Source organism: Lacinutrix sp. MedPE-SW (assembly GCF_001874145.1).
Lineage (GTDB): Bacteria > Bacteroidota > Bacteroidia > Flavobacteriales > Flavobacteriaceae > Lacinutrix.
The window spans coordinates 33,962-46,278 of record NZ_MPCX01000002.1 but is presented as its reverse complement, the minus strand read 5'-3'; the positions used below and the strand labels follow the sequence as shown (position 1 = coordinate 46,278).

Sequence of the window (12,317 nt, the reverse complement as noted above, 5' to 3'; positions counted from 1 at the left end):
AAGTTTAAATAAAAAAGCCACAACAATTTGTTGTGGCTTTTTTATTAACGTAAACTGTAACCTTTGGCTGCCCACCAAGGATGTATTTCTATTTCTAATCTTCCTGCTTTAACCATTGGGTCTGCATTTGCTAAACTATCTGCCATTTTTAGGTTAGGTACATTATAAATTGTAACACCTCTTAATTCGCCATTATCTCCAAATGGACCAGAAATATCTGCATAACCTAAATCGTACATTTTACTTAAATGCGCTAAATGTTCTTTTTGTAATCGTGTTGCTTCTTCTTCATTTTGATTTCTAATTGGACCAGATTTTAAAAACGCCATAAAATACTGCTGCATAATTACAGTGTCTTTAGTTTTTTCGTCAACATAGTCCATAACCTTAAAACCATCATTTTTTAAGGCTTCTAATTGTTGTTTTGAAGTTAGTAAAGGTTTTTGTTCTAAACTTTTTTTAAGACTGCTAGAAACTTCTATATTTTTATTGTCAGATTTTTCTGTTTGATTACATGCCGTTAATACAAGTAATGCTAATAATAGTATTTTTTTCATATGTAAATTGTTTACCATTTGTTAAAAGGCATTATACTTAATTGCGAATTATAATATTTTATTTCTCCTGTAACTTCTTTTCCTAGCCAATTAGGTTTTTCAAAACTTTCATTTTCTGATGTTAGCTCTATTTCTGCGATTATTAAACCAGCATTTTCGCCGTAGAATTCATCAATTTCAAAAATATGATTTCCGCTTTTTACTTCGTATCTGGTTTTATCTATAACTCCATTTTCACACAGTTTTAATAGTGAATTGGCTTCATTTGTTGTTATTTCTTTTTCCCATTCAAATCTAGATAATCCGTTTTTTGATGATGCACCTTTAACAGTAATATACCCTATATCTCCTTTTAACCTTACACGTACAGTTCTTTCTTTATGGGTATTTAAAAAGCCTTGTTTAATTTTAAAACTATTGTAAGATTGTGTTTTAAAATTATTAGAATTTACTAGAAATTTGCGTTCTATTTCAATCATGTTTAAGGTTATTTACCAAGATATTGTTATTAATTTTGTTCTAAATTACAAAAATAGAGATTTCTGCTTGGAGAGGAATTAATAAATTTGCACTATGTCTTTAGATTTTGTGTTAAGAAAAATTATTCATGTTGATATGGATGCCTTTTATGCATCTGTCGAGGCAATGGATAATCCGGAATTAAAAGGTAAAGCCATTGCCGTTGGCGGTGGCGGTAACCGTGGTGTTGTAAGTGCAGCAAGTTATGAGGCTAGAAAATTTGGTGTACGAAGTGCTATTAGTGGTGTTAAAGCTAGACGTTTGTGTCCAGATTTAATATTTGTTAAGCCTAGATTTGATAGGTATAAAGAAATTTCTTCTAAAATTCGAGCTATTTTTTATGATTATACAGATTTGGTTGAACCTTTATCTCTTGATGAAGCATATTTAGATGTTACTGAAAATAAAAAAGGAAATCCTAGTGCTTCGTTAATTGCTGAAGAGATTAGAACTCGAATTTTTAATGAGGTTGGTTTAACGGCTTCTGCGGGTATTTCAATTAATAAATTTATTGCTAAAGTTGCTAGTGATTATAATAAGCCTAACGGACAAAAAACAGTTAATCCTGAAGAGGTTTTAGGCTTTTTAGAGGCTTTAGATATTAGAAAATTTTATGGCATTGGTAAAGTTACTGCAGAAAAAATGTACCAAAAAGGTATTTTTACTGGTACAGATTTAAAGTCTAAATCTTTAGAATTTTTAGAGCAAAATTTTGGTAAATCTGGTAGCTACTATTATTACATTGTTAGAGGTATACATAATAGTGAAGTAAAGCCAAATAGAATTAGAAAAAGCCTTGCGGCAGAACGTACGTTTAGCGAAAATTTATCGTCTGAAATATTTATGCTTGAAAAGCTTGACCATATTGCCGAAGAGGTTTCTAAACGTTTAATAAGAAGTAAAGTTGCTGGTAAAACGGTTACTCTAAAAATAAAGTATAGCGATTTTACATTGCAAACAAGAAGTAAAACTTTGCCTTATTTTATAAGTGATAAAAGTGTGGTTTTAGAAACGGCTAAAGAGTTACTTTATCAAGAAAAAATGAATAACTCTGTACGTTTACTTGGTATCTCTTTATCTAATTTAAATACAGAAAAGAAAGTAAAAAAGGTTGAGCCTAAAAGTGTTACTGTACAATTAAAATTTGGCTTTTAAATAAAAAAACCAACTACGGTTTGTAGCTGGTTTTTTTAGTTTATTACTTGCCTTAGTTTGCGTTAGCGATAGTAACGGCATCCTTTTGTTTTACAAAAGATATAGTGGATAGCGCGACCTTTAGGTAACGCCCAAAAAACAACTATATTTCTGTAACTCTAAGTGTATTTACCATTCCTTTTTCTTGAATTGGCATGGCTGCAAGGCTTACTAACATATCTCCTTTTTCTAAGTAACCCATATCTTGAGCCATTTTATTTACATCTTCTATAGTTTCGTCTGTACTTACAAATTTATCGTAGAAAAATGCTTTTACTCCCCAAAGAAGGTTTAGCTGTGTTAGAATACGATGGTTTGAGGTGAAAACTAATATGTGTGCTTTTGGTCGCCACGCAGATATTTGAAATGCGGTGTAACCACTATTTGTTAGTGTAGAAATACCTTTTGCATCAATCTCATTAGCCATATGCGCAGCATGGTAACAAATTGATTTTGTTATGTATCTTTTTGTGCGTATTGTTGGTGGTTCGTGAGGTACAGAAATTAAATCACTGTCTTCTACGCTTTTTATTATACTTGCCATTTGCTTGATTACTTGCACTGGATATTTACCAACACTTGTTTCTCCAGATAGCATTACGGCATCTGCACCATCCATAACAGAGTTAGCAACATCGTTAACTTCTGCACGCGTTGGTGTTAAACTATCTATCATAGTTTCCATCATTTGCGTGGCAATTATTACTGGTATTCTAGCTTTTTTAGCTCTTAATACTAATTGTTTTTGTACTAATGGAACTTCTTCGGCTGGGATTTCTACTCCTAAATCTCCACGTGCAACCATTAAACCATCGCAATAGGCTACAATTTTATCTATGTTTGCTACACCTTCTGGTTTTTCAATTTTTGCTATAATTGGTATTTTGTGGTCGCTATGTTCTTTAATTAATTCTTGTAATACCATTAAATCTTCTGCATGACGTACAAATGATAATGCCATCCAGTCTACTTTTAACTCGCAGGCAAATTTTGCATCTTCAATATCTTTTTCTGTTAGCGCTGGTTGCGATATGTTTGTGTTTGGTAAGTTTACTCCTTTTTTAGAGCGTAATGGACCACCTTGAATTACTTTGGCTTTAACTTCTGATTTTTTATCTGTAGAAACAACTTCAAATATTAATTTACCGTCGTCTAATAATATGCGTTCTCCTTTTTTAGCATCTTGAGGAAAATTATCATACGTCATGTAAACGCGTTCTTTTGTTCCTGTAAAACGTTTTCCGGTAGCAAAAATAATTTCGTCTCCTGGATGCACAAATACTTCTCCCTGCATAACTCCAACACGAAGTTTAGGGCCTTGTAAGTCTGCTAGAATTGATGCGTTATAGCCAAACTCATCGTTTAGCTCTCTAATCATCTTTACACGTTCTTTAACATCATCATAAGCAGCGTGAGAAAAGTTAATTCTAAACACGTTTGCGCCTTCATCAAGCATTGCTTTTAAGGTTTCTTTATTTGCAGTTGCAGGTCCTAGAGTTGCAACGATTTTGGTTTTTTTTCTTTTCAGCATTAGTTAAATATTAGTTGGTCTTTAGATTTTAATGTGTTAGTATCAATTCTATAAGCAGTGATAACTTGAGTAATTTTTAGTATTTTTTCTAAGATAATTTTCTCCTTTTTAGCTTGATATTCATTATTTATTTTTAATAAATAATTTGCTTTGCTATACTCTGATACTAAGTGGTGCGTTTTTGTAAACGATTCACTGTTAGTAAATAGAGATCCAGATTTATTGTTAGTTTCACTAGAAATAACTTTACACGTATTAGAGACTAAATTCCAGGTTGTATATTGTGTATTGTCTTCCCACTCAAAAAACGAAAAGTTTGTTTCTTGGTTGTTATTATCAATGTCTTTGTCTTGTCTAGTTAATTTTAAGTTTAGCGCTTGATTAAGTAAGAAGGCAAGACGGTAATCTTCTATTGTGCAATGAATACCAATTAAGGAGAAGCTTTCTTCTTCAAAAAAATCATTTAAAACGAGTTTTTTAATAGCCATATTCACATAAAAATTAATTGTAAATATAGCATTAAAAAAAGTTTATATCGTTGCCTTTTACTGAATCTTAACAAGAATTAGCAACGAAAACGTTATAGTGTAATAACCTTTTTATCACTATTTTATGATGTAAAATACTATGATAAAGTTTTTGAAATTTGATTTTGAAACACAAAAAAGGCCCGTTTAGATGCTTTTTCTTCGGCTTTTTTCTTAGAAGTTGCTCGTCCTTTTGAAACAATTTTATTGTCAATAGATAATTTTACAGAGAAATGACGAATATTATCATTTCCAGTATCTTCATAGACATTATAATCGAAGGTTTTCTTTTCTTTTTGGCACCATTCTATAAGTAAACTTTTATAGCTAATAACCTTACCTTCTAATTGTTCTATATCTACAAAAGGCGTGATAACACGCTTGTAAATAAATTTTTCGCAGGCTTTAAAACCGCCATCTAAATAAATAGCGCCTACTAAAGATTCGAATAAATTACCGTGTATATTATCGCCAAATTGTCCTTTTGGTATTTTGCTTTGAACAAGGTTAATTAACTTTAAGTCTTTACCAAGTTCATTTAAATGTTCTCTACTTACTACTTTAGAGCGCATTTTTGTTAAGTAGCCTTCGTCTCCACTAGGAACTTCCTCATATAAATGGTGTGCAATTACTGCGCTTAACATAGCATCACCTAAAAACTCTAAACGTTCATAATTAACAATGTTTCCCTTGCTGTTTCTAATATTCATAGAACGGTGAGTAAACGCTGTTTGAAAGTGTTTAATGGTTTTAGGTTTATAACCAATAATTTTTGAAACTGTGATGAAAAATTCTCCTTTTTCTTCTTTAGATTTTGAGAATATGTTTCGAAGTTTTTTCATCAAAAAATCTAATCTAACTTTTTAAATAATACACAAGCATTATGTCCGCCAAAACCAAAGGTATTACTCATTGCAACTTTAATATCGCGTTTTTGAGGTTTGTTTAGCGTTAAGTTTAAATTAGGATCTATGTTTTCGTCTACATTTTCATGGTTAATAGTTGGTGGTACAACGCCATGCTCCATTGCTAATATAGAGGCAATAGATTCTACAGCACCTGCGGCACCAAGTAAATGACCAGTCATTGACTTAGTAGAATTTATATTAATATTTTTAGCATGGTCTCCAAAAACTTTAGATATTGCTTTAAGTTCTGCAACATCACCTAATGGCGTTGAGGTACCATGAGTATTTATATGGTCTACATCTTCAGGTTTTAAGCCTGCGTTTTCTAGACAATTTCTCATAACTGCAATAACACCTATTCCATCTGGATGTGGAGCTGTCATATGGTGTGCGTCACTAGACATACCACCACCAACAACTTCAGCATAAATTTTTGCACCTCTAGCTTTAGCGTGCTCATATTCTTCAAGAATAATTGCTCCAGCACCTTCGCCTAAAACAAAACCATCTCTAGAAGCATCAAACGGTCTTGAAGCTGTCTCTGGACTTTCGTTTCTGGTTGACAAAGCATGCATTGCATTAAATCCGCCCATTCCTGCAATAGTTACAGCGGCTTCACTACCACCAGTAACAATAACATCGCAATGTCCTAAACGAATATAGTTTAATGCATCTATCATAGCATTTGCAGAAGAAGCACACGCAGATACAGTTGTGTAATTAGGACCCATAAAACCATTTTTAATGGATATGTTTCCTGGTGCAATATCTGCAATCATTTTAGGGATAAAGAAAGGATTAAATCTAGGTGAACCATCACCTTGCGCAAAGTTTAAAACCTCGTTTTGAAAAGTTTCTAGACCTCCAATTCCTGCTCCCCAGATAACGCCAACTCTAAGTTTGTTAACGGTATCTAAATTTAGGTTCGCGTCCGCAATAGCCTCATCAGATGCGACCATTGCGTACTGCGTAAACCTGTCCATTTTTCGCGCCTCTTTTCTATCTAGAAAATCGGTTGCGACAAAGTTTTTTAACTCACACGCGAATTTTGTTTTAAACTTTTCAGTATCAAAATACGTAATAGGCGCAGCACCACTTTTACCGTTAATTAGGGCATCCCAATATTCATCTTTGGTATTTCCAATTGGCGTAAGTGCTCCTAGACCCGTAACTACAACTCGCTTAAGTTCCATAAATATTAGTGCTTATTTTGCAGCTTCAATGTATGATACAGCTTGACCTACTGTTGCAATGTTTTCTGCTTGGTCATCTGGAATTTGGATATCGAATTCTTTTTCGAATTCCATGATTAATTCTACAGTGTCTAATGAATCTGCTCCTAGGTCGTTTGTGAAGCTAGCTTCAGTTACAACTTCGTTTTCATCAACACCTAATTTGTCTACGATTATCGCTTTTACTCTTGATGCAATGTCTGACATAATTTTAATTTTTTTAGTTTTAATTAAGAGGCAAAAATAAAAAACTTTATTTTAAAACACATCTTTCTATTAAAAAAGACTTCGAAAGTTAATAATTTAAATTGAAGAAATTCTGTTTTAGCCCGTAATTGTTAATAATTATTCTTTTTTTTGTTTGAAGATTTAACACTGAAAACTATAAAATGAAACGTGTAGTAATTTTTGCGTCCGGTAGCGGAAGTAATGCTGAAAATTTAATAAGGTTTTTTCAAAATAGGGACAATGCGTCTGTAATTCAAGTATTAACTAACAATCCGCATGCCAAAGTGCTGGATCGTTGTAAAAAACTGAAGGTTAGCGCTTTGTCTTTTAATAAAATTGCTTTTACAGAGACAGATCATGTACTTAATATTTTAAAAAGTAATAATCCAGATCTAATAGTATTAGCTGGCTTTTTATGGAAATTTCCAGAAAACATATTAAAACACTTCCCTAATAAAGTAATAAATGTACATCCTGCTTTATTGCCAAAATTTGGAGGAAAAGGCATGTATGGTATGCATGTGCATGAAGCGGTTATTAACAAAAAAGAAACCGAAACAGGTATAACAATTCACTATGTAAATGAAAATTATGACGAAGGAGCCATCATTTTTCAAGCAAAATGCGAGGTGAAAACGTCAGATTCTGCTCAAGATGTTGCAGCAAAAATTCATGAATTAGAAATGAAACATTTTCCTAAAGTAGTAGAGGAAATTTTAAATGAGTAAAAAGAAAAAAAAATATTACACAGTTTGGAAAGGAAAGAAAACGGGAGTTTTTGACTCTTGGAATACTTGCAAGTCTTTAATTAAAGATTATGAAGGAGCGCAATACAAATCGTTTGCAACTTTTGATGCTGCAAAAGAAGCTTTAAAAGGAAATTATTTCGATTATATAGGTAAAAATAAAAGTTTTAAAAGTGAACTATCTCTAGAGCAACTAAAAAAAATAGGACAACCAAACTATAATTCAATTTCGGTTGATGCCGCTTCAAGTGGAAATCCTGGAATTATGGAATATCGTGGAGTAGACACTAAAACAAAACAACAGCTTTTTATACAAGGACCTTTTGCCCAAGGCACAAATAATTTAGGAGAATTTTTAGCATTAGTTCATGGTTTAAGTTTTTTAAAAAAACATAATAGTGATCGTATTATATATACAGACTCTAGAACAGCTATGAGTTGGGTGCGTAAAAAAACATGTAATAGCAAGTTAGAACGTAATGCAAAAAACAAACCAGTTTACGATTTGGTAGATCGTGCTGTTAAATGGTTAAAAGAAAACGATTATAAAACAACCATAGTAAAATGGGAGACCAAAGCTTGGGGAGAAATACCTGCAGATTTTGGCAGAAAATAAGAATTATATTAAATAATTTAAAACTGTATAAAAATCGTATATTTGCCGCTTAAATTAAAACGCTTTTATGAGCAAATTAGTAATAGTAGGTACGGTAGCTTTTGATGCTATAGAAACACCTTTTGGTAAAACCGATAAAATTCTAGGAGGAGCAGCAACTTATATAGGTTTATCTGCTTCAAATTTTAATAATGTAGACGCAGCAGCAGTATCTGTTGTTGGTGGCGATTTTCCGCAGGAATATTTAGATCTATTAACAAATAGAAATATTGATATAGAAGGAGTAGAAATTGTAAAAGATGGAAAAACTTTCTTTTGGAGTGGAAAATATCACAACGACATGAACTCTAGGGATACTTTGGCCACAGAGTTAAACGTATTAGAGCATTTTACACCTGTAGTTCCAGAAAGTTATAAGGATGCAGAAATTGTGATGCTTGGAAATCTACATCCACTTACACAGCAAAGTGTTTTAGACCAAATGTCTAAAAAACCAAAATTAGCAATTTTAGACACCATGAATTTCTGGATGGATATTGCTATGGATGATTTAAAAGCTGTATTAAAAAATGTAGATGTTATTACAATTAACGATGAAGAAGCTCGCCAGTTATCTGGAGAATATTCTTTAGTCAATGCGGCTAAGAAAATTCATGAAATGGGGCCACAATACGTTGTAATTAAAAAAGGAGAACATGGCGCACTACTTTTTAACGATGGTAATATGTTTTATGCACCAGCTTTACCATTAGCAGAAGTTTTTGATCCAACTGGAGCAGGAGATACATTTGCCGGTGGTTTTGCCGGATATATAGCAAAAACAGGAAATATCTCTTTTGAAAACATGAAAAATGCAGTTATTTATGGTTCTGCATTAGCATCGTTTTGTGTCGAGAAATTTGGAACCGAGCGAATGCTAACGCTAACAGACGAAGAAATATTTGAGCGTCTACAACAATTCAAGGATTTAACACAATTCGAAATAGAATTAAAATAAATTTACGCGCTCGATATTGAGCGCGTTTTTTATTTCACCAGAATTATAATTTAGTAATTAATAAATAAATTTAGCGACTAAATTTTATAGCTATAATTAACAACAACTCACAACACAACAACAATGAGTGATGCTTTAAAACACGAGTGCGGTATTGCACATATTAGACTTTTAAAACCATTAGAATTCTATAAAGAAAAATATGGAAGTGCATTTTACGGAGTAAATAAAATGTATTTAATGATGGAAAAGCAGCATAATCGAGGTCAGGATGGTGCAGGCTTTGCTAGTATAAAACTAGATACTAAACCAGGAGAACGTTATATAAGTCGCGTTAGATCTATACAGCAGCAACCTATTCAAGATATATTTGCCCAAATTAATGAGCGTATAAATAATGAACTTGTTGCACATCCAGAGTATAATGAAAGTGTAGCACTGCAAAAAAGTAAAATACCATATATAGGAGAAGTACTTTTAGGTCATGTGCGTTATGGCACGTTTGGTAAAAACAGTGTAGAAAGTGTACATCCTTTTTTACGCCAAAATAATTGGCAACATAGAAACCTAATTTTAGCAGGTAATTTTAACATGACCAATGTTAAAGAATTATTTGCTAATCTAGTAGAGCTTGGTCAGCACCCAAAAGAGTACACAGATACTATTACTATAATGGAGAAAATTGGACATTTTCTTGATGATGCTGTTAGTAAAATTTATAAAAAATTAAAAAAAGAAGGATACAAAAAAAATGAATGCTCACCATTAATAGCAGAGCGTTTAAACGTAGCAAAAATATTACGTAGAGCTGCTAAAAACTGGGATGGTGGTTATGCAATGGCAGGATTGCTTGGTCACGGAGATTCTTTTGTATTAAGAGATCCGGCAGGAATTCGTCCAGCATATTATTATAAAGATGATGAAGTCGTTGTTGTAGCATCAGAAAGACCAGTAATACAAACTGTTTTTAATGTAGATTTTAACGATGTTAAAGAGTTAGATCCAGGTCACGCTATTATTACTAAAAAATCTGGAGAAGTATCTATTGAAGAAATTCTAGAACCTTTAGAACGCAAAGCATGCTCGTTTGAACGTATTTATTTTTCTAGAGGTAGTGATGCTGAAATTTATCAAGAACGTAAAATGTTAGGTAGACTTTTAATGCCAAAAGTTTTAAAAGCTATTAATAACGATACGGCAAACTCTGTTTTTTCTTACATTCCAAATACAGCAGAAACCTCTTTTTATGGTATGATAGAAACTGTAGAAGAGCATTTAAATGAGCGTAAAACTCAAGCTATATTAGATGGTGACGGTAAATTAAGCAAACAACAGGTTATAGATATTTTAGAAGAAAGACCTCGAATAGAAAAAATAGCAATTAAAGACGTAAAATTAAGAACGTTTATTACTGAAGATAGTAGCCGAGATGATTTGGTTGCTCACGTATATGATGTTACATACGGTGTAATTAAACCTACAGATAATTTAGTAATTATTGACGATAGTATTGTTCGTGGTACAACACTAAAAAAGAGTATTATTAAAATGATGGATAGGCTACATCCTAAAAAAATAGTGGTTGTATCATCTGCTCCACAAATTCGTTTTCCTGATTGCTATGGTATTGATATGGCAAATTTAGAAACATTAGTAGCTTTTAATGCTGCTTTAGAATTGTTAAAAGAAGCTGGAAAATATGATTTAGTAGAAACTGTATACCATAAATGTAAAGCTCAAGAACATTTAGAAGATAAAGATGTAAAGAACTTTGTAAATGAAATTTACGATCAATTTACAACCGAAGAAATTTCGGCTAAAATCTCACAATTGTTAAGTGATGAAACTGTAAATGCAGAAGTAGAAATAATATTCCAACCAGTGGAAAATTTACATAAAGCTTGTCCTAAAAATTTAGGCGATTGGTACTTTACAGGAAATTATCCAACCGTTGGAGGAAATAGAGTTGTAAACCGAGCATTTATTAACTTTTTTGAAGGAAATAAAGAGCGTGCTTATTAACCAATGTTTATCAGTTAAACCATAAATAACGACTTTAATCTAAAACATTTCCAAGGAATCTAAATTTGTTATAAATTTAAATATACCATAACATAGTAGGTTAAGTTCATGGTAGATTTGGGGCAAAAAAGCTGGACTCTCGTCCAGCTTTTTTATTTAAAACGCATAACATACTCATTTAAAATACGCATTTCAACCTATTGAGTGTTAACGCATTCGGTTGTATCGATAAAATTCACTTAATCAGATTTTTTTACTCTTTATCTAAAAAAAACAATAAATCAAATTTGTTCTCGTTATATTTGAGCTTACCATAACATAAGTAGGTTAAGTTCATGGTAGATTTGGGGCAAAAAAGCTGGACTCTCGTCCGGCTTTTTTATTGTCAAAATTTTAAATAACAAGTATAAAAAAAGCAGTTTCTAAATTTAGAAACTGCTTTTTTTATAAGTTAAAGTATATTACTTTGCTTCTGCATAACGTCTTTCAACTTCGTTCCAGTTAATTACTTTAAAGAAAGCTTCAATGTAATCTGGTCTTCTGTTTTGGTAGTTTAAGTAATAAGCGTGTTCCCATACATCTAATCCTAAAATTGGTGTTCCTCCACAAGTTACACCTGGCATTAATGGGTTGTCTTGGTTTGGTGTCGAGCAAACTTCTACTTTTCCTCCTTTGTGTACGCATAGCCATGCCCAACCAGAACCAAACTGTGTTGCAGCTGCTTTGCTAAAAGCATCTTTAAAAGCTTCAAAAGAGCCAAATTCTGCTTCTATAGCATCCTTTAATTCTCCAGATAAACGTCCTTTATCTTCAGGATTCATTACATCCCAAAATAAAGAGTGATTATAAAAACCACCACCGTTATTTCTAACAGCTTTGTTTTCCATATCAAGATTTAAAAGAATATTTTCTATAGTTTTTCCTTCTAAATCTGTACCTTCAATAGCATTGTTTAATTTGGTTGTATAGCCATTGTGGTGTTTTGAGTGATGTATTTCCATTGTACGCGCATCGATATTTGGTTCTAATGCGTCGTATGCATATTTTAATTTCGGTAATTCAAAAGCCATAATTTTTATGTTTTTTGGTTAATAATTCTGTGAACGTAAATTTAATACTTTAACATTTCAATTAAAAATTAAAAACATGCTAAGTTTTTGCTTTTAATAATACTTTAACATCGTGATATTGAAATGCTTTTATTTTCGTTTTAAAAATTTAAAAATAGGCTCTTCTTCAA

13 protein-coding genes are annotated in these 12,317 nt (G+C 32.1%); 5 read left to right on the top strand and 8 right to left on the bottom strand.

What is annotated here, in order from left to right:
* Positions 1–44: 44 nt before the first annotated feature.
* Positions 45–557: a YciI family protein gene (locus BM549_RS02420; RefSeq protein ID WP_290468811.1), complete on the bottom strand. Its 513-nt coding sequence runs from the start codon at positions 555–557 to the stop codon at positions 45–47.
* 11 nt (positions 558–568) lie between these two features.
* Complete coding sequence (locus BM549_RS02415; RefSeq protein ID WP_290468810.1) at positions 569–1,036, bottom strand: CYTH domain-containing protein; 468 nt, start codon at positions 1,034–1,036, stop codon at positions 569–571.
* 94 nt (positions 1,037–1,130) lie between these two features.
* Here BM549_RS02415 and dinB point away from each other — a divergent pair, with 94 nt between their 5' ends.
* Positions 1,131–2,231 carry a DNA polymerase IV gene (dinB, locus tag BM549_RS02410; protein ID WP_290468809.1) on the top strand — a complete coding sequence of 367 codons (1,101 nt, stop codon included), beginning with the start codon at positions 1,131–1,133 and terminating at the stop codon, positions 2,229–2,231.
* A gap of 142 nt (positions 2,232–2,373) precedes the next feature.
* Here dinB and pyk read toward each other — a convergent pair whose 3' ends face one another.
* From pyk to BM549_RS02385, 5 genes are all read right to left on the bottom strand, one after another.
* Entirely contained in the window at positions 2,374–3,801 is a 1,428-nt protein-coding gene (pyk, locus tag BM549_RS02405) for a pyruvate kinase (protein ID WP_290468808.1), read from the bottom strand.
* Positions 3,801–4,289 (bottom strand): IPExxxVDY family protein, encoded by a 489-nt coding sequence (locus BM549_RS02400; RefSeq protein WP_290468807.1) that lies wholly within the window; start codon positions 4,287–4,289, stop codon positions 3,801–3,803. The genes pyk and BM549_RS02400 overlap by 1 nt, the downstream gene beginning before the upstream one ends.
* Positions 4,290–4,426: 137 nt before the next feature.
* Complete coding sequence (gene rnc, locus BM549_RS02395) at positions 4,427–5,170, bottom strand: ribonuclease III (RefSeq protein ID WP_290468806.1); 744 nt, start codon at positions 5,168–5,170, stop codon at positions 4,427–4,429.
* 8 nt (positions 5,171–5,178) lie between these two features.
* The gene (gene fabF / locus BM549_RS02390; RefSeq protein WP_290468805.1) at positions 5,179–6,429 is read right to left on the bottom strand and encodes a beta-ketoacyl-ACP synthase II; all 1,251 of its coding nucleotides are present in this window, start codon (positions 6,427–6,429) and stop codon (positions 5,179–5,181) included.
* Positions 6,430–6,441: 12 nt separating this feature from the next.
* The gene (locus BM549_RS02385; RefSeq protein WP_013869581.1) at positions 6,442–6,675 is read right to left on the bottom strand and encodes an acyl carrier protein; all 234 of its coding nucleotides are present in this window, start codon (positions 6,673–6,675) and stop codon (positions 6,442–6,444) included.
* A 182-nt stretch (positions 6,676–6,857) separates the two neighbouring features.
* On the opposite strand from BM549_RS02385, the gene BM549_RS02380 reads away from it, so the two are divergent.
* From BM549_RS02380 to BM549_RS02365, 4 genes are all read left to right on the top strand, one after another.
* Positions 6,858–7,424 (top strand): phosphoribosylglycinamide formyltransferase, encoded by a 567-nt coding sequence (locus BM549_RS02380; protein WP_290468804.1) that lies wholly within the window; start codon positions 6,858–6,860, stop codon positions 7,422–7,424.
* Positions 7,417–8,058, top strand: a complete 642-nt coding sequence (locus BM549_RS02375; protein WP_290468803.1) for a ribonuclease H family protein — start codon at positions 7,417–7,419, stop codon at positions 8,056–8,058. Before BM549_RS02380 ends, BM549_RS02375 begins: the two co-directional genes overlap by 8 nt.
* A gap of 67 nt (positions 8,059–8,125) precedes the next feature.
* Positions 8,126–9,055: a PfkB family carbohydrate kinase gene (locus BM549_RS02370; RefSeq protein ID WP_290468802.1), complete on the top strand. Its 930-nt coding sequence runs from the start codon at positions 8,126–8,128 to the stop codon at positions 9,053–9,055.
* A gap of 123 nt (positions 9,056–9,178) precedes the next feature.
* Complete coding sequence (locus BM549_RS02365; protein ID WP_013869577.1) at positions 9,179–11,077, top strand: amidophosphoribosyltransferase; 1,899 nt, start codon at positions 9,179–9,181, stop codon at positions 11,075–11,077.
* Positions 11,078–11,538: 461 nt separating this feature from the next.
* On the opposite strand, the gene BM549_RS02360 is transcribed toward BM549_RS02365, so the two are convergent.
* The gene (locus tag BM549_RS02360; RefSeq protein WP_290468801.1) at positions 11,539–12,147 is read right to left on the bottom strand and encodes a superoxide dismutase; all 609 of its coding nucleotides are present in this window, start codon (positions 12,145–12,147) and stop codon (positions 11,539–11,541) included.
* Positions 12,148–12,317 lie beyond the last annotated feature (170 nt).